General features: G+C 70.3%; 23 protein-coding genes and 1 tRNA gene. 8 read left to right on the top strand and 16 right to left on the bottom strand.

What is annotated here, in order from left to right; genetic code table 11:
* The 5 genes from ssb (at nucleotide 1) to OG798_RS31320 (ending at nucleotide 4,921) form a co-directional block, all read left to right on the top strand.
* Nucleotides 1–477, top strand: a complete 477-nt coding sequence (gene ssb / locus OG798_RS31340; protein ID WP_328758031.1) for a single-stranded DNA-binding protein — start codon at nucleotides 1–3, stop codon at nucleotides 475–477.
* A 92-nt stretch (nucleotides 478–569) separates the two neighbouring features.
* Nucleotides 570–1,490 carry a bifunctional DNA primase/polymerase gene (locus OG798_RS31335; protein WP_328758030.1) on the top strand — a complete coding sequence of 307 codons (921 nt, stop codon included), beginning with the start codon at nucleotides 570–572 and terminating at the stop codon, nucleotides 1,488–1,490.
* Nucleotides 1,487–3,265 carry an ATP-binding protein gene (locus tag OG798_RS31330; RefSeq protein WP_328758029.1) on the top strand — a complete coding sequence of 593 codons (1,779 nt, stop codon included), beginning with the start codon at nucleotides 1,487–1,489 and terminating at the stop codon, nucleotides 3,263–3,265. The genes OG798_RS31335 and OG798_RS31330 overlap by 4 nt, the downstream gene beginning before the upstream one ends.
* An 85-nt stretch (nucleotides 3,266–3,350) precedes the next feature.
* Complete coding sequence (locus tag OG798_RS31325; RefSeq protein ID WP_328758028.1) at nucleotides 3,351–3,560, top strand: helix-turn-helix transcriptional regulator; 210 nt, start codon at nucleotides 3,351–3,353, stop codon at nucleotides 3,558–3,560.
* Nucleotides 3,557–4,921 (top strand): tyrosine-type recombinase/integrase, encoded by a 1,365-nt coding sequence (locus OG798_RS31320; protein WP_328758027.1) that lies wholly within the window; start codon nucleotides 3,557–3,559, stop codon nucleotides 4,919–4,921. The genes OG798_RS31325 and OG798_RS31320 overlap by 4 nt, the downstream gene beginning before the upstream one ends.
* Before the next feature lie 154 nt (nucleotides 4,922–5,075).
* Here the strand turns inward: OG798_RS31320 and OG798_RS31315 are convergent.
* Nucleotides 5,076–5,157: transfer RNA gene (locus OG798_RS31315), tRNA-Tyr, on the bottom strand.
* 202 nt (nucleotides 5,158–5,359) lie between these two features.
* On the opposite strand from OG798_RS31315, the gene OG798_RS31310 reads away from it, so the two are divergent.
* Complete coding sequence (locus OG798_RS31310) at nucleotides 5,360–5,848, top strand: YajQ family cyclic di-GMP-binding protein (RefSeq protein ID WP_095857852.1); 489 nt, start codon at nucleotides 5,360–5,362, stop codon at nucleotides 5,846–5,848.
* A 131-nt stretch (nucleotides 5,849–5,979) separates the two neighbouring features.
* Here the strand turns inward: OG798_RS31310 and OG798_RS31305 are convergent, their stop codons facing one another.
* Nucleotides 5,980–6,246 (bottom strand): GlsB/YeaQ/YmgE family stress response membrane protein, encoded by a 267-nt coding sequence (locus OG798_RS31305; protein WP_054228314.1) that lies wholly within the window; start codon nucleotides 6,244–6,246, stop codon nucleotides 5,980–5,982.
* A 171-nt stretch (nucleotides 6,247–6,417) separates the two neighbouring features.
* Between OG798_RS31305 and OG798_RS31300 the strand changes: the two genes are divergently transcribed.
* The gene (locus OG798_RS31300; protein WP_328758025.1) at nucleotides 6,418–7,662 is read left to right on the top strand and encodes an APC family permease; all 1,245 of its coding nucleotides are present in this window, start codon (nucleotides 6,418–6,420) and stop codon (nucleotides 7,660–7,662) included.
* A gap of 77 nt (nucleotides 7,663–7,739) precedes the next feature.
* Here OG798_RS31300 and OG798_RS31295 read toward each other — a convergent pair whose 3' ends face one another.
* The 14 genes from OG798_RS31295 to OG798_RS31230 all read right to left on the bottom strand — a co-directional run bounded on the left by OG798_RS31295 (nucleotide 7,740) and on the right by OG798_RS31230 (nucleotide 21,099).
* Complete coding sequence (locus tag OG798_RS31295; protein WP_095853135.1) at nucleotides 7,740–8,306, bottom strand: SMI1/KNR4 family protein; 567 nt, start codon at nucleotides 8,304–8,306, stop codon at nucleotides 7,740–7,742.
* Nucleotides 8,307–8,358: 52 nt separating this feature from the next.
* The gene (locus OG798_RS31290) at nucleotides 8,359–9,504 is read right to left on the bottom strand and encodes a barstar family protein (RefSeq protein ID WP_267062578.1); all 1,146 of its coding nucleotides are present in this window, start codon (nucleotides 9,502–9,504) and stop codon (nucleotides 8,359–8,361) included.
* 15 nt (nucleotides 9,505–9,519) lie between these two features.
* A complete protein-coding gene (locus OG798_RS31285; protein ID WP_095853137.1) occupies nucleotides 9,520–9,912 on the bottom strand; it encodes a YccF domain-containing protein in 393 nt (130 codons plus the stop codon).
* Nucleotides 9,909–10,772: a zinc metalloprotease HtpX gene (htpX, locus tag OG798_RS31280; protein WP_095853138.1), complete on the bottom strand. Its 864-nt coding sequence runs from the start codon at nucleotides 10,770–10,772 to the stop codon at nucleotides 9,909–9,911. The genes OG798_RS31285 and htpX overlap by 4 nt, the downstream gene beginning before the upstream one ends.
* A 168-nt stretch (nucleotides 10,773–10,940) precedes the next feature.
* Nucleotides 10,941–12,440, bottom strand: coding sequence for an NADH-quinone oxidoreductase subunit N (locus tag OG798_RS31275; RefSeq protein ID WP_097225100.1), 1,500 nt, complete (start codon nucleotides 12,438–12,440; stop codon nucleotides 10,941–10,943).
* Complete coding sequence (locus tag OG798_RS31270; protein WP_095853140.1) at nucleotides 12,437–14,014, bottom strand: NADH-quinone oxidoreductase subunit M; 1,578 nt, start codon at nucleotides 14,012–14,014, stop codon at nucleotides 12,437–12,439. The genes OG798_RS31275 and OG798_RS31270 overlap by 4 nt, the downstream gene beginning before the upstream one ends.
* A gap of 6 nt (nucleotides 14,015–14,020) precedes the next feature.
* Nucleotides 14,021–16,012: an NADH-quinone oxidoreductase subunit 5 family protein gene (locus OG798_RS31265; RefSeq protein ID WP_097225101.1), complete on the bottom strand. Its 1,992-nt coding sequence runs from the start codon at nucleotides 16,010–16,012 to the stop codon at nucleotides 14,021–14,023.
* On the bottom strand, nucleotides 16,009–16,407 hold the full coding sequence (gene nuoK, locus OG798_RS31260) for an NADH-quinone oxidoreductase subunit NuoK (RefSeq protein ID WP_095853142.1): 399 nt from the start codon (nucleotides 16,405–16,407) through the stop codon (nucleotides 16,009–16,011). Before nuoK ends, OG798_RS31265 begins: the two co-directional genes overlap by 4 nt.
* Nucleotides 16,407–17,078 carry an NADH-quinone oxidoreductase subunit J family protein gene (locus OG798_RS31255; RefSeq protein WP_095853143.1) on the bottom strand — a complete coding sequence of 224 codons (672 nt, stop codon included), beginning with the start codon at nucleotides 17,076–17,078 and terminating at the stop codon, nucleotides 16,407–16,409. The genes nuoK and OG798_RS31255 overlap by 1 nt, the downstream gene beginning before the upstream one ends.
* A complete protein-coding gene (locus OG798_RS31250) occupies nucleotides 17,075–17,794 on the bottom strand; it encodes a NuoI/complex I 23 kDa subunit family protein (RefSeq protein ID WP_267062576.1) in 720 nt (239 codons plus the stop codon). Before OG798_RS31250 ends, OG798_RS31255 begins: the two co-directional genes overlap by 4 nt.
* A 2-nt stretch (nucleotides 17,795–17,796) precedes the next feature.
* On the bottom strand, nucleotides 17,797–18,765 hold the full coding sequence (locus OG798_RS31245; RefSeq protein ID WP_095853145.1) for a complex I subunit 1/NuoH family protein: 969 nt from the start codon (nucleotides 18,763–18,765) through the stop codon (nucleotides 17,797–17,799).
* Nucleotides 18,762–20,048, bottom strand: a complete 1,287-nt coding sequence (locus tag OG798_RS31240) for an NADH-quinone oxidoreductase subunit C (RefSeq protein ID WP_328758024.1) — start codon at nucleotides 20,046–20,048, stop codon at nucleotides 18,762–18,764. Before OG798_RS31240 ends, OG798_RS31245 begins: the two co-directional genes overlap by 4 nt.
* Nucleotides 20,045–20,695: an NADH-quinone oxidoreductase subunit B gene (locus OG798_RS31235; protein WP_257016622.1), complete on the bottom strand. Its 651-nt coding sequence runs from the start codon at nucleotides 20,693–20,695 to the stop codon at nucleotides 20,045–20,047. Before OG798_RS31235 ends, OG798_RS31240 begins: the two co-directional genes overlap by 4 nt.
* Entirely contained in the window at nucleotides 20,686–21,099 is a 414-nt protein-coding gene (locus tag OG798_RS31230; RefSeq protein ID WP_121415350.1) for an NADH-quinone oxidoreductase subunit A, read from the bottom strand. Before OG798_RS31230 ends, OG798_RS31235 begins: the two co-directional genes overlap by 10 nt.
* Nucleotides 21,100–21,481: 382 nt before the next feature.
* Between OG798_RS31230 and OG798_RS31225 the strand changes: the two genes are divergently transcribed.
* Complete coding sequence (locus tag OG798_RS31225; RefSeq protein WP_328758023.1) at nucleotides 21,482–22,774, top strand: sensor histidine kinase; 1,293 nt, start codon at nucleotides 21,482–21,484, stop codon at nucleotides 22,772–22,774.
* The last annotated feature ends 163 nt before the right edge of the window (nucleotides 22,775–22,937 follow it).

Genomic DNA, 22,937 nt, shown 5'->3' with positions numbered 1-22,937 from the left:
ATGCCCATCGGAGAAACCACCCTCACCCTGGTCGGCAACCTCACCGCCGACCCCGAACTGCGCCACACCAGCGACGGCACCCCCTGGATCTCGTTCAACGTCGCCTCCAACAGCCGCAACTGGGACAAAACCCGCGCCGAATGGAGCGAGGGCAACACCCTGTTCCTGCGATGCACCGCCTGGCGCTGGCTCGCCCAAAACGCCGAAGCCACCCTCACCAAAGGCACCCGGGTCATCGTCACCGGCGCCCTGCGCCAGTTCGAATACACCAGCCCCGACGGCGTCACCCGCACCGGCGTCGGCCTGGACGTCGAGGACATCGCCGTCAGCCTCCGCTACGCCACCGCCACCATCCACCGCACCAAGGACGCCGCCAGCAGCTCCAGCGGCCAGGGCGACCGGCCGGCGACCGGATCGAAGAACGACCCCTGGGCCACCGCCGGTGCCGGCAGCTACGACGACAAGCCCCCGTTCTAGACCCCACCTCATGAGTTGGGCGCCCGCGCGACTTTGGCGAGCCGCGGGCGCCCTGCTCCAGCCCAGCACCAGCGACCCGGAGGTACTCCAGCATGACCCAACAGCGCCCCGGCGACCAGCGGCCCGGTCCGTTTTGGGCCGCGGCACGCGCCCACGCCCTGTCCGCCGCGACCCTGCACGGCCTCCCGGCCTTCCCCCTCACCCGCAGCAAGCTGCCGGCCATCGCCACCGCCCACCGCGAGGCGTCCGCGACGTGCACCGGCCAGTGCGGAAAGGCTGGCCACGGTGTCCACGACGCCAGCGCCGACCCCGACCAGGTGCGGGCGCTGTTCGCCGCAGCCCCGTGGGCGGCCGGCTACGGCATCGCCTGCGGGCGGCCCCCGCATCACCTGTTCGGCCTGGACCTGGACCGCAAAGACGGCACCGGCGGCACCGACGGCATCGCCAACTTCCGGGCCCTCGCCGCCCGGTACGACTTCGAGCTGCCGCGTACAGCGACCGTGGTAACCCAATCCGGCGGCCTGCACCTGTGGCTGACCGTTCAGACTGACATGCGGATCCCCAACACGGCCAGCCTCCTCGCACCGGGGGTCGACACCCGAGGCACCGGAGGCTATCTCGTCGGCCCCGGCTCCCTGGGCCCCAAGGGCCGCTACCGCTTCGCCCCCGGCTCTGGGCCACGTCACATTGCTTCCGTCCCGACCCGCCTGCTCGAACTTCTGCTGACGTCGCAAGCGCCCGAGCGAGCGAGCCAGACGCTGTCCCCGCTCGGCAGTCCACAGCGGCGCCTGGACGGCCTGGTGCGTACCGTCCGAGCAACCCGGACGGGACGGAACAACTGCCTGTACTGGGCCGCCCGAAGGGCCTTTGCCGCCTCGGATATCGACCCTGAGATCGCCACAGCAGACTTGCTGGCCGCCGCACTGGAGACCGGCCTGCCCGAAGCGGAGGCCCAGCGCACCATCGCCAGCGCCGCCAAGGGCGCCGCACGCAGCAAGGAGACCCGCACATGAGCGCCGGCGACAAGGGCCCCTCCCAGGCATCCCAGCTCGTCAGCCTCGCCAGGGCCGGATACGACCTGGTCATGTCCGAAGACGGACGCCCCTACGGCGTGCGCCGCAACGGCCCCCACATCGCCCTCCCCCTGCGCGGAAGGGCCGGGCTGCGCACCCAACTGGCCCGCCGCTTCACCATCAACAACGGCGGCCAAGTCCCCTCCCAGTCCGCGCTGGCCGACGCGATGACCGTCCTGGAAGGCGAGGCCGCCGCCGGTGACCCCGTCCCCGTCCACCTGCGCGTCGCCGGCGACGCCTCCCGCGTCGTCGTGGACCTCGGCACCGCCGACGGACACTGCGTCATCGCCACCCCCGACGGCTGGCAGAACGCCGACCGCTCCCCGGTCCTCTTCCGCCGCTCCGGCGCCATGGCCCCCATGCCCCGCCCCGAAGGCACCACGGACGGCCTCGCCCTGCTGCGCGACCTGGTCAACATGGACGACCCCACGTTCCACCAACTCGTCGCCTGGCTGATCGCTGCCTGGATCCCGCACATCCCCCACCCCGTACTCACCTGCAAGGGCGAGCAGGGCACCGGGAAATCCAAGGCCGCCCAGATGATCGTCAACCTGGTCGACCCGTCCGCGGCCACCAAGCGCTCCCAGCCCAGGGACGTCAAAGCCTGGGCCACCCAGGCGTTCAACTCCTGGGCCCTGTGCCTGGACAACATCAGCACCATCCCGCCCTGGCTGTCGGACACCCTGTGCAAAGCCGTGACCGGCGACGGCATCGTCGACCGCGCGCTGTACACCGACGACGACGTCGTCGTGCTGACGTTCCGCCGAGTGCTGGCACTGACCACCATCGACGCCGGAGCACTCGCCGGTGACCTCGCCGAACGCCTGCTGGTCCTGGATCTCCAGCTCATCGGCGAGGACCGGCGCCGTTCCGAGGAAGATTTGGACACCGCCTACGACACCGCCCGGCCCGCGATCCTGGGCGCCCTGCTGGACCTGCTCGTCGCCGTCCTGCGGGAGCTCCCGTCCGTCCGGCTGGAGCGCATGCCCCGCATGGCCGACTTCGCCCGTGTCCTCGCGGCCGTGGACCACGTCCAGGGCTGGGACACTCTCGGCAGCTACACCGCCGCTGCCCAGACCGTCTACGCCGACGCCCTCGAAGGCGACCCCTTCGGCACCGCTGTCGTCGGCTTCGTCGAAACCCACGGGGCCTGGTCCGGCACCGCTGGCCAACTCCTGGACCTGCTGCCCCCGCCCGACGGCTACCACCCCAAATGGCCCAAGGACGCGCCACGCGCCGGAGGGCAGCTCAAGCGACTCGCCCCGATGCTGCGCTCCGTCGGCATCAACTACGACGACACCAGCCGCACCCCCGACCGGCGCCGCCAGCGGCTCATCAGCCTCACCCCTACAGAGATGGGTCGCAAAACACTGTCCGCACCCGCCCTACTGTCCGCAACCACGTCTGACCAGGCCAAACCTGCGGACAGTACGGACGCTTCTACTGTCCAGATGCTGTCCGCGCACTGTCCGCAGCCTCCCGCCGCGGACAGTGCGGACAGTGCGGACAGTGAAGCGGACAGTGAAGCGGCGTTACTGTCCGCACCTCCGCATGCCTCTGAGCAGGCCAACCGACCCCCTGCGGACAGTAGGGCGAGTACGGACAGTAAAACGCACGCCATCTCTGGCCCACACCTGATCTGCCCGGTATGCGAACAGCCCATGGCCCCGGAACTGACCACCGTCGGCCACCTCATTCACCCCAACTGCCAATAGCGGCCTGACAGTCCAGCGACCCATCCCACCCATGCGGGGCCCTACCGGGCCCCGCATTCCGTTTCTGTCCCAAGGAGATCTCGGCATGGCCACCCCTTCCCGCCGACGTCGCTCCCCCAAAGACGAACTGCTGCCGCTGAGCGACGCCCTGGTCGAACTCGGCATAACCCGCGCGACCTGGTATCGCTGGCGCAACCGCGGCTACGGGCCGGAGGCCAAGCGCACCCCGACCGGCCGCATCTGCGTGCGCCGAAGTGTCCTGGACGCCTTTCTCGATGAAATGGACGCTGCGTGACGGAGTGGAGCTACACCGTAAAGATCTGGGCCATCCGCAAGCGTGACTACCGGAAGCCCTACCAACTCCGCTGGAAGGTGGGCACGCGCCCGCACTCGGAGTCGTTCCTCACGCTGGGCCTGGCGGAGAGCCGACGGGCCCAGCTCATCACCGCGGCCCGCCAGGGTGAGCCGTTCGACGTGGACAGCGGACTGCCGAAATCCATGGTCGCCAAGGAACGGGATATCTCGTGGTACGAGCACGCCCGGAACTACATCGAGATGAAGTGGGACGACTCCCCCGCCTCCACACGGCGGACTCTGGCTGAAGCGATGGCGACCGTGACGCCCACGCTAGTGAAGGACACCAAGGGGATGCCCGACGCCAGCGTCGTGCGCACCGCCCTGTACAGCTGGGCATTCAACAAGAACCGTTGGGAGGAAGACACCCCCGCCGACGTCACCAAGGTGCTGGACTGGTTCAAGCGCAAGTCCGTGCCCACGTCCGCGCTCACCGATCGCCTGCTCGTACGGGCCACCCTGAACGCCCTCTCCAAGAAACTGGACGGCAAGACGGCCGCGGCAGCGACGATCCGGCGCAAGCGAGCGATCTTCCACAACTCCCTGGAGTACGCGGTAGAGGCCGAACTCCTCAGCGAGAACCCGCTCACCCGCATCAAGTGGAAGCCGCCGGAGCAGGTGGAAGAGGAGGTGGACCCAGCCTGTGTGCCAGATCCCGAGCAGGCCTCGAAGCTCTTGACCGCCGTACGGGACCAGAGCCCCCGTGGTCGCCGTCTGGCGGGGTTCTTCGGCTGCATGTACTACGCCGCGGCCCGCCCGGCGGAAGTCATCGGGCTACGGCTCCAGGACTGCGACCTCCCGCGCCGCGGCTGGGGCATGCTTCGACTCCGGCAGACACGGCCGCGATCGGGCTCAGCGTGGACAGACAGCGGCGAAGCGCACGACAAGCGAGGACTGAAGCACCGTTCGAGCAAGGCGGTCCGACCAGTCCCGATCCCGCCCGAACTGGTGGCCCTACTGCGCTGGCACGTCACCGCGTACGGCACGGCGCCCGACGGCCGGTTGTTTCAGACCCAGCGCGGCGGGCTGATCCAGGACACCGGATACGGCGAAGTCTGGGCCGAAGCCCGATCACGCGCCCTGACACCCGCGCAGAAGGAATCACCCCTGGCCAAGCGACCATATGATCTACGTCACGCGGCAGTCTCCACATGGCTCAGCTCAGGGGTAGAACCTCAGCTCGTGGCCAAGCGCGCCGGCCACAGCGTCGGCGTCCTCTTTCGGGTCTACGCGAAGTTCCTCAGCGACGGCGACGATGCCGCTAACGCCAAGATCTCCGCCCGCCTGGGGAAGCACGTCTGACGGGGCCGGACTGCCCGTCCACGGCCCGTCCACACACCCCGAGACGGGGCGTTCTAATGCGAGACAGCGCGAGACAGTGCGCCCCTCGCAAGAGCACATGACAAAGGCCCCGTGACCTGCGTAGAGGGCAGGTCACGGGGCCTTTGTTCCCGTGTGGCGGCGCCAGGATTCGAACCTGGGAAGGCTGAGCCGGCAGATTTACAGTCTGCTCCCTTTGGCCGCTCGGGCACACCGCCGGGGTTGCTGCCCTGAGGACCGCTTTTTGGCGGCGCTCCCTGGCAACGACGTAAACGATACCTGATGCTCGGGGGTGCTTCGCCACCCAATTGATCTGCGCTTGGAGGGGAGGGGGTGGCTAGGCTTATGCGGATGCGGCCGGGGACCTACGCCGGGCTCGATGGCCGCCCCTACGCACCCCGATACAAGGAGCCACAGGACATGGCCGACTCCAGTTTCGACATCGTCTCGAAGGTCGAGCGGCAGGAGGTCGACAACGCCCTCAACCAGGCCGCCAAGGAGATCTCGCAGCGCTACGACTTCAAGAACGTGGGCGCCTCCATCTCCTGGTCCGGCGAGAAGATCCTGATGGAGGCGAACTCCGAGGAGCGGGTCAAGGCCATCCTCGATGTGTTCGAGACCAAGCTGGTCAAGCGCGGTATCTCGCTGAAGTCGCTGGACGCGGGCGAGCCCCAGCTCTCCGGCAAGGAGTACAAGATCTTCGCGTCCATCGAGGAGGGCATCTCCCAGGACAACGCGAAGAAGGTGGCGAAGATCATTCGCGACGAGGGCCCGAAGGGCGTGAAGGCGCAGGTGCAGGGCGACGAGCTGCGCGTCAGCTCGAAGAGCCGTGACGACCTGCAGGCCGTGCAGGCACTGCTCAAGGGCAAGGACTTCGACTTCGCGCTGCAGTTCGTGAACTACCGGTAGCCATCGGCCGCCAACCGGCTTCGGCCGGTGGTTCATTACGCGTACGAGGAAAGTTTCGCGTACGAGGAAGGGTGGGCCCCCGGGGGGTGCCCACCCTTCTCGCCTGCTGGCTGCGGCCTAGGGGGGCGCGCTCAACGGCGCGAGTCGCCGAACAGGATGCGGTAGAGAATGAGCAGGACGAGCGAGCCGCCGATCGCGGCGGCCCACGTGGCACCGTCGTAGAACTGCTTGGCGATCGGGTGGTCCAGCCAGCGCGCGGAGATCCAGCCGCCGATGAAGGCGCCCGCGATGCCGATGACGGTCGTTCCGATGAAGCCGCCCGGGTCACGGCCCGGCAGCAGGAATTTGGCGATGGCTCCGGCCAACAGTCCCAGAATGATCCAGCTGATGATGCCCATGCCCTGAACCTGCCTCTCCGCGCTGTGCCTGTGCTGTGATCCTGCTCCGGACCTGCTGTCTCATGCCTTCGCGTTCGAGCAGCCGGTGGTCGTGCTGGTGTTCGTGGCGCGTTGTCGGGAAGGACGCCTGGTCGACGGCGGTCGGTTGCAGCGATCGGTAGGGTGCCGCCCATGGCACAGTCCGGATCCGAGTTGCGGCGCACCCTGGGCGTCGGGGACGCCGTGGTCATCGGGCTCGGGTCGATGGTGGGTGCCGGGATCTTCGCGGCGTTGGGACCGGCCGCACGGGCGGCCGGGTCCGGCCTGCTCCTCGGACTCGCGGTCGCGGCCGTGGTCGCGTACTGCAATGCGATGTCCTCGGCACGGCTGGCCGCTCTGTATCCCGCCTCCGGTGGCACCTATGTGTACGGGCGTGAGCGTCTCGGCGCCTTCTGGGGGTATCTGGCGGGCTGGTCGTTCATCGTCGGGAAGACGGCCTCCTGTGCGGCGATGGCGCTCACCGTGGGCGCGTACGTCTGGCCCGAGCAGGCGCACGCGGTGGCGGTCGGGGCCGTGGTGGCCCTCACCGCGGTGAACTACGGCGGCATGCACAAGTCCGCCCGGCTGACCCGGGTGATCGTTTCGGTGGTCCTCGCGGTCCTCGCTTCCGTGGTGGTCGTGTGTCTCGGATCGGACGCCTCCGACGCCGGGCGGCTGGACGTCGGGGTCTCCGGTGGCGCGGGCGGGGTGCTTCAGGCGGCGGGGCTGCTGTTCTTCGCGTTCGCCGGATACGCGCGGATCGCGACTCTCGGTGAGGAGGTACGGGATCCGGCGCGCACCATTCCGCGCGCGATCCCGACGGCTCTGGGCATCGCGCTCGTGGTGTACGCGGCGGTCGCGGTGGCGGTCCTTTCGGTGCTGGGGGCGGAGGGGCTCGGGCATGCCTCGGCGCCGCTGGCCGACGCGGTGCGGACGGCCGGTGTGCCGGGGCTCGTGCCGGTGGTACGGGTGGGTGCGGCCGTGGCCGCGCTCGGCTCGCTCCTCGCCCTGATCCTGGGCGTCTCACGGACGACGCTGGCCATGGCCCGCGACGGTCATCTGCCGGGCACCCTGGCCGACGTGCATCCGCGTTTCCAGGTGCCGCACCGGGCGGAGCTGGCCGTGGGCGCGGTGGTCGTCGTGCTGGCCGCGACGGTGGACGTGCGGGGCGCGATCGGGTTCTCCTCCTTCGGTGTACTGGCGTACTACGCCGTGGCCAACGCGTCGGCGTGGACCCTGAGCCCCGCTCCGGCGGCGCGGCTGGTGCCGGTGGTGGGACTCGTCGGGTGCGTGACCCTGGCGTTCGCGCTTCCAGCGCTTTCGGTGGTCGTGGGCGCGGCTGTGCTGGGTGTGGGGATGGCGGCGTACGGCGTGAGGCGGTGGCGGCGTACGGCGTGAGGGGGTGGGTGGCGTACGGCGTGAGGGGTGGGCGGCCTCGCGGTAGCCATCGGCGGGCGTCGATGGCGGGCGGGTCGCTACGAGGCCTGTGCCGCCGCCGTGCGTATGCGGAAGTCGGGCCAAGGGGCCAAGTCCGTGTCGTCGTTGGACTCCTCGTACCAGCCGGAGCCCTCCAGCCAGGTGTCCAGCCACGCCTGTAGGTCGGGTGCGTCCACGTACCAGGCGTGGTCGGCCTCGTCGGCGTTCGGCTCGAAGAGCAGGACCATGCCCCGGGGGCTGCGGCAGTCCACGCACGCGTACATCCCGCAGCCCCAGTGGGATATCGGCAGGACGCCCTCCGGCCAGGGCCAGTCGGGGTCCTGGCGGCCGCTCTCCCGGTGGGCGAGATACTGCGGGACGGCGGCGGGCTCGCCGGACGGGGAACCGTCGAGCAGCGGCAACAGGCCGTACTCCGGACCAAAGCCGCCATCCCCTATCTGCAGGTAGAGCGCGGCGAGCAGTGGCGGCAGGGTGAAGCCCAGGACGGCTTCGGCACGGGTGACCGTCGCCGCGTCCACGGGCGCGGGGAGCGAAGGCCAGCCCCACGGGCGGGTGTTGCGGGCCTCCGTACCGACCCGTGCCAGCAACTGCTCGATTTCGGTCATGGCTTCATGATGCAGCGCGCCACTGACAATCGGGCGGCCTGTGGATAACCCATCAGGCGATGCGTACGTCGACGCCGTTATCGGTGAGGAAGGTGAGCAGTTCCTCGAATGTCGGGGGTCTGCGGTCGCGGTACGGCGTCACGCCGAGGCAGGTGCGGGCGACGTCGGCGTCGTGCCAGACGAGGGTGAAGGGCGGCTCGGCGCCGTAGCCGCCTCGCAGGCAGTCGGCGACGGCGCTCAGGTCGTGGCCGAAGTAGCCGCCGGGACCGTTCACCGCCTCGCCGAGCGCGCAGTGGAAGGCCGGCGCGTCGGTGACGTGGCGGCCGTCGAGGTGGTAGGTGGAGCCTGGCTCTGGGTCGGGCCCGGACGGGTTCGTTCCTTCGCGTGCCCGGTCGAGCCAGAACTCGCGCCCCTGCGAGCTGCATCGGGCCCAGCTGTTCGGCTCGGACTGGCGTTCGCGCCACCACACGTCCCAGGCCTCGCGGGCTGCTCTGGGAAGCCGCCGCGACCAGGGGTCGAGCGTGAGATCGACCAGGCCCCGGCCGTGCGCGGAGGGGATCCACGCGATGATCTCGCCTTCGAGTACGGAGCCGACCGTCCGGCCGACCCAGTTGAGGCGCAGCACGCTGGCGTGTCCCAGGTCCTCGTCGCCCGCTTCGAGCGCGTCGCGCAGGGATCCGCGCGGGGAGCAGCCGAGCAGGCGTACCGGCGGGTCCGCCGGTGCGATGAATTCGCCCGGGACTTGGCCGAGGTCCCTGCAGTGGCCCCACGGCTCGCCGTCCGTGCCCAGGAGCCGGTGTCCCGCGGAGAGTAACGGCCGTTGGGGGTGTTCGGCCTGGGTGTCCGGGACCGCCGACGCCTCGACGGTGATGTCGCGCAGCGTCGGGTCGAGCGCGCACGGGCGGTCGCCGAGAACCCGTGCGTACTCCAGTGGCCATGCCTCCCCGACCGGGGTGTGTGTGGCGTCGAGGGTCCGCACCAATAGGCCGCCCAACGGAGCGGAGCCCGTGGTGCGGGCCCGCACCACGGCCCCGGCCAGCTCGCCCCGGGGTGCGCAGCCGAGCAGGTCGTACCGGACGCGCGGGGGAGGGAGCGGATCGGCGTAGAGCTCGTCAGTGGCGTCCTTGCACAGCGCCCATATCGACTCGCCGACGCCCCTGTTGCTGTACGCCGCTACGGCGTACTTCGGATTCTGCACCCCCGCGCCGCCCCGTCAGCGCGTGGCGAACGGCTCGTCCGTGCGGACGATTTCGCGGCCCAGCGGGAGCAACGAGACCGGGATGAGCTTGAAGTTGGCGATGCCGAACGGGATGCCGATGATCGTGATGCACAGCAGGATGCCGGTGACGATGTGGGCGAGGGCGAGCCACCAGCCCGCGAGGATCAGCCACAGGACATTGCCGACGCAGGAGGGGGCGCCCGCGTCGCGGCGCTCCACCGTCGTATAGCCGAAGGGCCACAGGGCGTAGACGCCGATACGGAAGGCCGCGATGCCGAACGGGATGCCGATGATGGTGATACACAGCAGCACGCCGGCGGCCAAGTAGCCGAGGAAAAGCCAGAAGCCGCTCAGGACGAGCCAAATGACGTTCAGGATTGTCTTCATTGCTGGCGACCTGCCATCTGCTCGAGCCGGGCGATGCGCTCCGCCATCGGCGGGTGCGTGGAGAACATCTTCGACATTCCCTGGCCCGGGCGGAAGGGGTTGGCGATCATCATGTGGCTCGCGGTCTCGATGCGCGGCTCGGGAGGCAGCGGCAGTTGCTTGGTGCCCGCGTCGAGCTTGCGCAGGGCACTGGCGAGGGCGAGGGGGTCGCCGGTGAGCTGGGCGCCGGACGCGTCCGCCTCGTACTCCCTGGAGCGGCTGATGGCCAGCTGGATGAGGGACGCGGCGAGCGGACCCAGGATCATGATCAGCAACATGCCGAGGATGCCGGGGCCCTCGTCGTCGTTCGAACGGCCGATCGGGATCAGCCAGGCGAAATTCACCAGGAACATGATCACGGAGGCGAGGGCGCCCGCGACCGACGAGATCAGGATGTCGCGGTTGTAGACATGGCTGAGCTCGTGGCCGATGACGCCGCGCAGCTCGCGTTCGTCCAGGATGCGCAGGATTCCCTCGGTGCAGCACACCGCCGCGTTGCGCGGGTTGCGCCCCGTCGCGAACGCGTTCGGCGCTTCGGTCGGTGAGATGTACAGGCGCGGCATGGGCTGGCGGGCCTGGGTCGAGAGCTCCCGGACGATGCGGTACAGGGCCGGGGCCTCGAATTCGCTCACCGGGCGTGCGCGCATCGCGCGTAGAGCCAGTTTGTCGCTGTTCCAGTACGCGTACGCGTTCGTCCCGATCGCGATGAACAGCGCGACGACGAGGCCGGTACGCCCGAAGAAGCTGCCGATGACGATGATGAGTGCGGACAGTCCCCCGAGGAGTACGGCGGTCCTGAGCCCATTGTGCCGGCGGTGCACGGTACGCCCTCCAAGTGGTGCGGCAGGGGAACCCTTTGCTTGCTGATACCTTGCTTCCACTTTTCAGTGGAACCTCCCGCACTGGTCAACGCCAGGCGAGGAGCACTAGTTCCCTTGTGCGCGCGACAGCACACGTGGACCGTCCGGGTGACGGTCCGGGTGACGCTCTCAGAACAGGCCGGTCGCGGAGAAGCGCAGGACCAGCTGAGGTGCTCCGGAGAGAGCGATGCCCAGGACGGCCGTCAGGGCGATCGCGGCGGTCAGCGGTGCCGGGACGCGGTGCTTCTCGGACTCCCCCTCGGGGGCTCGGAAGAGCAGGGTCGTCCACTGGAGGTAGTAGAAGAGCGCGATCACGACGTTGACGGCCATGACCACGGCCAGCCAGCCGAGCCCCGCGTCGACGGCCGCCGCGAAGACGGTGACCTTGGCGAAGAGCCCGATGATGCCCGGCGGCAGTCCCGCGAGGCAGAGCAGGAAGAAGCCGAGGATCAGCGCGGACAGGGGGCTCCTCGCGTACAGGCCCCGGTAGTCGCTGATGCGGTTCAGGGGGCTCGTACGGGCGACGAGGGCGGCCACGGCGAAGGCGCCGAGGTTCACCACCGCGTACATCAGCGCGTACGCGACGGTGGAGCCGATGGCCTTGTCGGCGTCCTTGGAGTAGGCGGCGGACGCGATCGGGACCAGGAGGTAGCCGGCCTGGCCGACGGAGGACCAGGCGAGCAGGCGGACCGCGCTGTACGCGCGTGTGGCCTGCTGGCGCAGGGCGCCGACGTTGCCGACGGTCATGGTGAGGGCGGCCAGCACGGCGAGCGCCGGGCCCCAGACGTCCCCGTACGAAGGGAGGGCGACGACGGTGACGAGGATCAGGCCGGAGAAGCCGACCGCCTTGCCGACGACCGACAAGTAGGCGGCGATCGGCAAAGGCGCCCCTACGTAGGTGTCGGGCACCCAGAAGTGGAAGGGCACGGCGGCCGTCTTGAAGGCGAAGCCGACGAGGGTGAGGACGACGCCCGCCTGGGCGAGGGTGTGGAACTGTCCGTCGACGTGCTGGATCTTGTCCGCGATCTGGGTCAGGTAGAGGCTGCCGGTCGTCGCGTAGATGAAGCTGACGCCCATGAGACTGACGGCGGTCGCGGTGACGGAGGACAGAAAGAACTTCAGGGCCGCCTCGGAGGACTTCTTGTCGCCGCGTTTGATGCCGACGAGTGCGAAGGCGGGCAGTGAGGCGACTTCGAGGGCGACGATGAGTGTCGCGAGGTCGCGGGAGGCGGGCAGCAGGGCGGCGCCCGCGGCCGAGGAGAGCAACAGGAACCAGAACTCCCCTTCGGGGAGGTCTTTGTTGGCGTCCTTCAGGGCCGTGACCGACAGCAGTGCTGCCAGGAGCGCGCCGCCGAGGACCAGGAACTGGATGACGAGGGTGAAGCGGTCCGCTGTGTAGCTACAGGCGTGCGCGTCGCCCGTCAGACAGAAGGTGGCGCGGTCGCCGTCCCGGAGGGGCAGCAACAGGAGTGCGGACGCGGCGAGCCCCGCCACCGACACCCAGCCGAGTACCGCCTTCTTCTCCTCTCCGATGAAGAGGTCGGCGACGAGCACGACGAGTCCGACGACCGCGGCGAGGGTGGGCGGCGCGATCGCGAGCCAGTCGACGGACTGGACCAGGGAGCTCATCGGGTGCCTCCTGCGAGGAGCTGCTGTACGGCCGGGTCGGTCAGGCCGAGGAGGGCCTTGGGCCACAGACCGGCGACGACGGTGAGGGCTACGAGCGGCGTCCAGGCCGCGAACTCGTAGCTCTGGACGTCGGCGAGCTTCGGCGCCTCCTGTCGCGGGGTCTCGCCCATGCACACACGGCGTACGACGGCGAGCATGTACGCGGCCGTGAGCAGCGTGCCGAAGGCGGCGATCGCCATGAACGTCAGATACGCGGGACGGCTGAGGTCGGCGGCGGGTTTGAACGCGCCGAACAGAGCCAGCATCTCGCCCCAGAATCCGGCGAGGCCCGGAAGCCCGAGGGAGGCGACGGCGGCGAAGGCGAGGAGTCCGCCGAGACGCGGAGCCTTGCCGTAGAGCGCTGCGCCGGTCCCCTCGGCGAGGGTGTCGAGGTCGGTGGTGCCCGTGCGGTCCTTCAGCGCCCCGACGAGGAAGAAGAGGAGTCCGGTGATGAGACCGTGGGCGATGTTGGCGAACAGCGCGCCGTTCACCCCGGTCGGGGTCATCGTCGCGATGCCGAGCAGGACGAATCCCATGTGACCGACGGACGAGTACGCGATGAGCCGCTTGAGATCGCCCTTCGCGCCCTGTTTCGCGAGGGCCAGGCAGGCCAGGGATCCGTAGATGATCCCGACCACGGCGAAGGCGGCGAGGTAGGGGGCGAAGGTGTGCATCCCGTCCGGCGCGATCGGCAGCAGAATCCGGACGAAACCGTACGTACCCATCTTCAGCAGTACACCGGCCAGCAGGACCGAGCCGACGGTGGGCGCGGCGGTGTGGGCGTCCGGCAGCCAGCTGTGCAGCGGCCACATCGGCGTCTTGACCGCGAGCCCGATTCCGATCGCCAAAACTGCGATGACCTGCACGGATGTGGTCAGCGACCGGCCGTTGTCAGTGGCGAGTGCCACCATGTCGAATGTGCCCGCCTTGATTCCGATCAGGAGCAGGCCCAGCAGCATGACGACCGAACCGAGCAGTGTGAAGAGGATGAACTTCCAGGCCGCGGCCTGGCGCTGCGCACCGCCCCACCGGGCGATGAGGAAGTACATCGGGATGAGCACCATCTCGAACGCGAGGAAGAACAGCAGCAGATCGAGGACGGCGAAGGTCGCGAGGGTGCCGGACTCGAGGACGAGCAGCAGTGCGACGAAGGCCTTCGGGGTCGGCCCCGCGGGCATCTTGAAGTAGCTGTAGAGCGCGCAGAGGAAGGTCAGCAGCGCGGTCAGGACCAGAAGGGGGAGGGAAATGCCGTCGATGCCGAGGTGGATCCGCACGTCGAGTGCGGGGATCCAGCTGATGTCCGTCGTGGCCTGCATCTTTGACGGGTGGTCGTGGTCGAAGCCGAGCGCGAGGACGATCGTGGCGATGAGCACCACGCCGGTGACGATCACGCCGTGCCGCAGCACGGCCTGGTCCGGTGACTTCCCCTTCAGTCCGGGCGGCGCGGGCAGGAGCGCGGCGGCGGCGCCGATGAGCGGCCCGACGACGATCAACGCGAGAAGAATCTGCATCACGGATTCACTGATATCGATCACGCCTGCTCACGCTCCCGTGGCGACGAGGAGGGCGGCGACCACCAGGACGACGGTGCCGGCGAGCAGCGCGCTCACATAGGTCTGCACATTGCCGGTCTGCGCGCGCCGTACGGCGGCGCCGAGCAGGCGGGGTAGGGCGGCCGCACCGCGTACGTAGGTGTCGACGACCTCACGGTCGAGGAACCGGACGAGTGCGGCTCCGGCCTGGACGGGGCGGACGAACAGCACGTTGTACACGGCGTCGAGGTGGAATCCGACGGCCGCGTGCCGGTGCAGCGGGCCGAGCAGCAGCCGTCCGGGATCCGCCGGGTCTGGGGCGTAGGCCACGTCTCCGAACACGGGCGCGTGACTGGCGATCGCCTCCGCCTCGACCCGCGCGGGCTCGGCGTCGGGGTGGGCCACGACCGCGCCCATCGGCACGCGGGGAGCCAGCGCGGTGGTGTGCCGCCAGGCGCCGTAGGTGACGATCCCGCCGACCAGGGCGAGCCCCGTGCCGAGGACGGAGGTGGTGAGGACCGGTGTCAGGTCACGGCCGTCGAACCAGTCGGGCAGTGGGCCGTACGCGAGCCCGAAAGCGAGGGAAGGGACGGCGAGCACCCACAGCACGACGGTCATGCTGCGCGGCTCCTTGCCGTGGTCGGGGGCCTCGACGCCCCGGCCGTGGAAGGCCAGCAGCCACAGCCGGGTCGCGTACGCGGCGGTGAGTACGGCGGTGACCAGACCGGCGACGAGGACGATCCAGCCCGCGGAGCCGGGGGCGTGCTCGGTGTGGCCGGTGGCGACGTGCTCGGCTGCGCCGAGGACGGCCTCCTTGGAGAAGAAGCCGCTGAACGGCGGGATCGCGGCGAGCGCGAGCAGCGCCACGGTCATCGTCCAGTAGGCGTCGGGGACGCGGGATCGCAGGCCCGTCATGCGGGACATGACGGCCAGCGAGTTGGTGCCGGAGGCGTGGATGATCACGCCGGCGGCGAGGAACAGCAGCGCCTTGAAGGCGCCGTGGGACAGGAGGTGGAAGACAGCGGCACCGCGGTCGCCGACGGCGAGGGCGCCGGCCATGTAGCCGAGCTGGCCGATCGTCGAGTACGCGAGAACCCGCTTGATGTCGTCCTGGGCGAGTGCGGCGAGAGCCGAGCCCGCCATCGTGACGGCGGCCATGACGGCGAGGACCACCATCGCGGCCGAGGAGGCCTGGAAGACGGGGAGGAGCCGGGCGACGAAGTAGATACCGGCGGCGACCATCGTCGCGGCGTGGATCAGGGCGGAGACGGGTGTCGGGCCCGCCATCGCGTCGGGCAGCCAGGTGTGGAGCGGGAACAGCGCCGACTTGCCCGCCACGCCGGCGAGGAGCAGCAGGGCGATCAGCGTCGGATGGTGCAGTCCGCCGCTCGCGACGGTGCCGAGGACCGTGGTGATGCGGAAGGACCCGGCGTCGGTGCCTAGGGCGAACAGACCGATGAGGAAGGGGACGTCGCCGAGTTTGGTGACCAGGAAGGCCTTGATCGAGGCGGCGCGGGCCTCGGGGGTCTCCCAGTAGTGGCCGACCAGGAAGTACGAGCAGATGCCCATGACCTCCCAGCCGACCAGGAGCACGATCAGGTCGCCGGAGTAGACGACGAGCAGCATCGCGGAGGTGAAGAGGGAGACGAGAGCGGCGTACGAGGGGTAGCGCGGGTCGTCGCGCAGGTAGCCCGTCGAGTAGATCTGCACGCAGGAGGCGACGACGCCGACGAGTACGGCGACGAGGGCGGCGAAGCCGTCGATGTGCAGGGCGAGTTCGATCGGGACCGAGCCGGTGGGCGTCAGTTCGGTGGCCGCGTTGATGGCCTGGCCGCCGCCCTGGCGCACGGCGACCAGTACGGCGAGGACGAGCGAGGTGAGGGACGGGAGTACCGCGAGGGGGCGGACGTAGCCGGGGGCCGTGCGGCCGAGGAGGAGTCCGGCAGCGGCGCCCAGGAACGGAAGGAGGGGGACGAGGACGGCGAGGGTGGTCGTGGTCACGCGGTGGCCTCAGCCTTCTCGTCTCCCGTGACGGGGGCTTCTTCGGTGCCGTCGCCGTGGGAGCCGTCCGGAACGGGGCCCTCGGCGGTCTCGCGGAGCTTGTCGATGTCCGAGGTGCCGCGGCCCCGGTAGACGGCGAGGACGATCGCCAGGCCGATACCGATCTCGGCGGCCGCGATGGCGATGGTGAACAGGGTCAGGGCCTGGCCGGAGTGGAGCGTGTCGCGGGCGGTCCTGGAGAGCCAGACGTCGAAGGCGACGAGGTTCAGGTTGACGGCGTTGAGCATGAGCTCGACGGACATCAGGACCAGGATCGCGTTGCGGCGCGCGAGGACTCCGTACAGGCCGGTGCAGAAGAGGAGGGCGGAGAGCACGGCGGGATAGGCGAGGTGCATCAGCGGGTCCCTTCCTTCTCGCTCCGGCGGCTCTGGGCACCCGAGGGGGTGGCGGTGCCCGCGGGGGTGGTCGCGTTCGCGGGGGTGGTCGCGTCCCCCTTCGCCTTGCGGGAGAGGACGATCGCGCCGACCAGGGCGGCGAGGAGGAGGACGGAGAGGGCTTCGAAGGGGAGGACCCAGTTCTGGAAGAGGCTCGCTCCGGTGACCTCGGTGGAGCCGGCGGCGGGGCCCTTCAGGTCGACCCAGGTGGTGCGGAAGGCGTCCACGACCACCCAGACGAGGGCGGCGGCCGCGGCGACGGCCACGGTGAGAGCGGCCCAGCGGTTGCCCGAGTCGGCGTCCGGGGAGCGGCCGATCGGGGCCTTGGTGAGCATCAGACCGAACAGAAGGAGGACGACGACGGAGCCGACGTAGATGAGGACCTGCACCCAGGCGATGAACTCGGCCGTGAGCAGGAGGTACTCGACGGCGAGGCCGCCGAGCGCCATCACCAGCCACAGGGCGGCGTGCACCAGCTGCTTGGTGGTGACGGTGACGATCGCGGCGCCGAAAGTGACCAGGCCGACGAGGAGGAAGGCGATCTCGACGCCCGTCGGGGAGAGGAAGCCGTGGCTCTCGGCGGCGGTGGTCGTGGCCCGCGCCGCGGCGGCCGTGGCTGCTGCGAGGCTCACGACGCACCGTCCTGCAAGTCGGAGGGCTTGGAGGGCTCGGGCGTGCCCGTGGTCGGGTCCGTGGTCGTGCCCGCGGTCGTGCCTGTGGTCGTAGTCGTGCCGCTGGCCGGGGGTTCGGGCTGGGGAGCCTGTTCGGCTGTCTGCGCCGCGAGTTCGGCTGCCGTGGCTGCCTCGGCGGCGAGCTTGTCGGCGGTTTTGCGGGCGGCGGCCAGTTCCTTCGGTTCCTCGGCGCCGGGGTCGAGGGCGGGCGGGGCCGGAACCGTCCACATCCACTCGCGGAGCTTGTCGCGCTCGTGGGTGAGTTCGTGGATGTCGGTCTCCGCGTACTCGAACTCCGGGGACCAGAACAGCGCGTCGAAAGGACAGACCTCGATGCAGATACCGCAGTACATGCACAGGGAGAAGTCGATGGCGAAGCGGTCGAGGACGTTGCGGCTGCGCTCGCGGCCACCGGGGGCGGCCGGCGGGACCGTCTCCTTGTGGGAGTCGATGTAGATGCACCAGTCCGGGCACTCGCGGGCGCACAGCATGCAGACCGTGCAGTTCTCCTCGAACAGGCCGATGACGCCGCGGGAGCGGGGCGGGAGTTCGGGCTGGGCGTCCGGGTACTGCGCGGTGACGGTCTTCTTCGTCATCGTGCGGAGGGTGACGGCCAGGCCCTTGGCGAGTCCGGAGCCAGGAATGCGGGGACGGGTGGGCGGGAGAGGCTCAGCCATGGTTACGAGATCACCACCTTGACGATGCCGGTGAGGGCGATCTGGGCGAGAGAGAGGGGGACGAGGAGGGTCCAGGAGAGTTTCTGGAGCTGGTCCTCGCGCAGGCGGGGGTAGGTGACGCGCAGCCAGATCACGACGAAGGCGAGGAGGGCCGTCTTCAGAAGGGTCCAGACCCAGCCGAGGCCGTCGGCACCCCACGGGCCGTGCCAGCCGCCCAGGAAGAGGACGGTGGTCAGACCGCACAGGACGACGATTCCGGCGTACTCGGCGAGGAGGAAGAGCGCGAAGCGCAGGCCGGTGTACTCGGTGTACGCGCCGAAGATGATCTCCGAGTCGGCGACGGGCATGTCGAAGGGCGGGCGCTGGAGTTCGGCGAGGCCCGCCACGAAGAAGACGACCGCGCCGACGATCTGCCAGGGCACCCACCACCACTCGAAGGCGGCGACGATGCCGGGCAGGGAGACCGTGCCGGCCGCCATCGCGACGGAGGCGGCGGTCAGCAGCATCGGGAGTTCGTACGCGAGGAGCTGCGCGGCGGTGCGCAGGCCGCCGAGAAGGGAGAACTTGTTGGCCGAGGCCCAGCCCGCCATGAGCGAGCCGAGGACGCCCACGCCCATCACGGCGAGAACGAAGAAGATGCCCGCGTCGACGACCTGGCCGACGGCGCCCTCACCCGGGCCGATCGGGATGGCGAGGAGGACGAGGAGGTACGGGAGAAGGGCGACGGCGGGGGCGAGCTGGAAGATACGGCGGTCCGCACCCGCGGGGACGATGTCTTCCTTCTGCGCGAACTTCACACCGTCCGCGACGAGTTGGGCCCAGCCGTGGAAGCCGCCGGCGTACATCGGGCCGAGGCGGCCCTGCATGTGGGCCATCACCTTGTGCTCGGTCTGACCGACGATCAGGGGGAACGTCAGGAACACGACGAAGACGACGAGGAGGCGTAGGGCGACGTCGAGAGCGTCGTTCACTGCGTGCCTCCGGCTGGGTTTCTGGGGGTGGGGTCTTCGGTGGTGGGGTCTTCGGGAGCGGGGGTGGAGTCGGGGTGCGAGTCGGGGCCCGGCTCGGAGTCCGGCTCGGGGGATGCCGGGGGTTTCATGGTGGCCTCGGGGTCCGGACTCGGGGCAGCCGCGGGCTCCGGGGTGGCCCCCGGCTCCGACTCCGACCTGGACTCCGGCTCCTGCTTCGACTCCTGCGCCTGCTCCGGCTCCGGCTTCGGCTCCTGCTTCGGCTCGTCGAACGCGGGGCGGGCGTGGTGCCAAGGGGCGTCGGAGCTGCGCGGCGCCGCGGCAGCGGGCTGCTGCTCCGTGGCCTGTGTCCTTTGTGTCGCCGAGCCCTGGCTCGCGCTGCGCGTGCGGCGGGGGCCGGCGGGAGGCGTCGGCTCGGTGGTCCCCGAGGCCGCGGGGGCGGCTGCCGAAGGCGCCTGTTCGTCGGCGGCCGAAGCCTCGGTCTGCTGGCTGGCCGAGCCCTGGCTGGCGCTGCGCGCCCGGCGAGGGGACGTGGGGGCCTGCGCACCGGCGGCGGCAGCAGCGGTTGCAGTGGTGCCACCGGCGGCGGGACCGGTTCCCGTGTCGCCGGTGGTGGTGGTCTGGCTCGCCGAGCCCTCGCCCGCCGTGCGGGCCCGCCGTACCGGGCGGTCGCCCGCGGCTCGGGCCGCTCCGCGCGCCGGGCGGGCGGGGGCCGGGGGGAGTTGGCCCTTCAGGGGACCCCATTCGTTGGGGTCGGGTACGCCGGGCGGAAGCATCTGGCGGCGCTTGGGGCCACCGTGATCGGACTCCCCCGGCTCCTTCGCCCCGGGCCAGGCCTTGGCGACGCGGGCGGCCAGGACGAAGTCCTTGCGGAGGGGGTGGCCTTCGAAGCCCTCGGGGAGAAGAAGGGGGTCGAGGCCCGGGTGGCCCTCGAAGGTGACGCCGAACATCTCGTGGGTCTCGCGCTCGTGCCAGCCGGCGCCGGCGTACACGGAGACCGCCGTGGCCAGGACGGGTGCCGAGTGCGGGACGGTCGTACGGACGAGGAGACGGCGTACGGGAGACAGGGCCACCACGTGCGCGGCGACGCGGAAGCCCGTGCCGGGTTCGTCGACGGCGCTCAGCCAGTCGAAGTAGGTGCAGCCCAGCGAGTCGCGCGCGGTCTCCAGGGCGGGGAGCCAGGCGGTCGGCGGTACGTCGACCGTCAGGACCTCGTACGACTCCTCGGCCGTGGCCTCCGGGCCGAAGAGCTCCTCGACGGGGGCGGGGAGCCAGCCGACGGTCATCGGTCCTCCCCCACGGCGGGCGGACGCACCAGGTCGCTCTGGAGGGCGGCGGCCGACGGACGCGGCGAGGAGCTGTAGCGCTCCCCCAGCGACTCCCGGGCGATCTTCTCCTGAAGCTTGAGGATGCCCTGCAGCAGCGCTTCGGGGCGGGGCGGGCACCCGGGGACGTAGACGTCCACCGGGATGATCTGGTCGACGCCCTTGGTGACGGAGTAGGAGTCCCAGTACGGGCCGCCGCAGTTGGAGCACGCGCCGAAGGAGATGACGTACTTCGGCTCGGGCATCTGCTCGTAGAGGCGCTTGACGGCCGGGGCCATCTTGTCCGTGACCGTGCCGGAGACGACCATCAGGTCGGCCTGGCGCGGACCCGGTGCGAACGGGATCACGCCGAGCCGGATGAAGTCGTGGCGGGCCATCGACGCGGCGATGAACTCGATCGCGCAGCAGGCGAGGCCGAAGTTGAAGACCCAGAGCGAGTAGCGGCGGCCCCAGTTCAGGACCACCTTCATCGGCTCCGGAGCCAGCCGGGAGAGCACACCGAGCCGCTTCGGCTCGGGAAGCAGCACCGGTTCGGGCAGCAGCGGCTCGGGCAGCGGCGCCGACTCGGAGGGCGTCGAGGGGGTCACGTCCGAGGGGGTCACGTCCATGTCAGGACGCCCTTCTTGTATGCGTACAGCAGGCCCACGGCCAGAAAGCCGAGGAAGATGAACATCTCCACGAGGGTGGCCGCGCCGTAGCCGGGCGCGGCGAAGACGGTCGCCCAGGGGAAGAGGAAGATCGAGTCGACGGCGAAGATGACGTAGAGGAAGGCGTAGACGTAGTAGCGGACCTGGGTGTGGGCCCAGCCCTCGCCGACGGGGTCGACGCCGCACTCGTACGTCAGGAGTTTCTCGGGGGTCGGGACCACCGGCCGCAGCAGGCGGCCCGCCCCGAAGGCGACGGCGACGAAGAGCACGCCGACGACGACGAGCAGTCCGACGACCGAGTACGACTGGAAGTAGCTCGCCGCGACGACGGCCCCGGTTGCCGTGACAACGGTCGGTTCCGGCACGTCAGCCCCTCACTCCCTGACCTCGTTGCGCCCGGCGCACGCCCCGTCGCGCACGCTGTGATGCGCCCCGTTCGACGATCTGTACGGACGGGAGTCTAGGGCCTGCTAAAGAGACGGTAAGCAGCCCGTCACGCATTGGCTATCGGGGACATGTCACGGACTCGTCCGCCTCGCCCGTCGCCGGGTTCGCGCACTCGCCCGGCTCACGTGTCACCGGGTTCCCGTCCGCACCTCGCGGTCACTTCCCATTTCACCTCGCGAGCACATCCAGGTACACCGCCCGGCGGCCTTCGCTTTCACCTCAAGGGGTGGGGTTTTCCCCAGTGGATCGTGGCGGTCGACCTCATGGCGCGGCGGCTCGCCGCCGGGCAGGCTAGCGAATATGACCGAACGCATCATCCCTGCCGGCCCGCTCGGCCCCCTCGGCCCGTCGGACACGCCGCAAGCACCGGACATACCGGGTGTACCGGGTGTACCGGATGTACCAGATGCACACGATGTACCGGACGAGTCGGCCGACAGCGACCGGCTGCCTCCCCCACGCTTCGCACTCGGCCGGCAGACGTGGAAGGAGATCGCGCACCTCCTCGCCAATCTGCCGGTCTCGATCTTCGGCTTCGTGTACGTCGTGACGCTGGTCTCCACGGGCACGGGGCTGGCCGTGACGGCGATCGGGCTGCCGCTGCTCGCGGGCGGGCTGCGGGGCACACGGCTGCTGGGCCGGATGGAGCGGGCGCGGGCGCGCAAGCTGCTCGGCGTGCGGATCGACGAGCCGAGCCCGATGCCGGTGCGCGGGACGGGCTTCTTCCCCTGGTTGTGGTCGAGCCTGCGGGACCCGGTGGCCTGGCGGACCGTGCTGTACGACTTCATCCGGCTGCCGTGGGGCATCGTCACGTTCACGGTCACGCTGACGTCGTTGTTCCTGCTGTGGCCGGTACTGCCGTTCCTCGCGCGGGGGCTGACGAACGTGGACCGGGCCATGGTGCGCGGGCTGCTGTCGCCCTCGGACGAGTTGGAGCGGCGCATCGCCGAGCTGGAGTCGGACCGGGGGGTCGTGGTCGACACGGCCGCGGCGGACCTGCGGCGCATCGAACGGGACCTGCACGACGGGGCGCAGGCGCGGCTCGTCAACCTCGCGATGGGGCTCGGTCTGGCCAAGGAGAAGATCCTCGAAGGGCAGGCCGACGAGACCGTCGCGGCCATGGTCGACGAGGCGCACGGCGAGGTGAAGCTGGCCCTGCAGGAGCTGCGCGATCTGGCCCGCGGCATCCATCCCGCGGTCCTCACCGACCGGGGCCTCGACGCGGCGCTGTCGTCGGTCGCCTCGCGCTGCACCGTGCCGGTGAAGGTGACGGCCGACCTCCCGACGAGACCGGCCGCCGCCATCGAGGGCATCGCCTACTTCACCGTGTCCGAGCTGTTGCAGAACGTCAGCAAGCACAGCGGGGCGCGCTCCGCGTCCGTCGACGTGTGGCGGACGGACGAGCGGCTGCTCATCCAGGTCCAGGACGACGGGCGCGGTGGGGCCGCCCTCGACGGCGGTACGGGGATGGCGGGGCTCGCGGACCGGCTGGGCGCGGTGGACGGACTGTTCATCATCGACTCACCGCCCGGCGGCCCGACCACCATCACGGCGGAGCTGCCTTGGCGGGACCGGGGGGACGGGCGGGGCTGACGGGACGGGCGGGGCTGACGGGACGGGCGGGGCTGATGGGACGGGCGGGGCTGACGGGGGCGGCCTACGGGGTGACCTGTGCGGGTCCGCCTTGGCGCGTTCGCCTTGGCTGGGGCCGTCGGTATTCGGCTTCCGTCCGGCTTCGAGGTAGGGAAAACCCCCG

This window comes from Streptomyces sp. NBC_00271 (assembly GCF_036178845.1).
Classification (GTDB): domain Bacteria; phylum Actinomycetota; class Actinomycetes; order Streptomycetales; family Streptomycetaceae; genus Streptomyces.
This window is presented reverse-complemented; position numbering and strand designations above follow the sequence as displayed.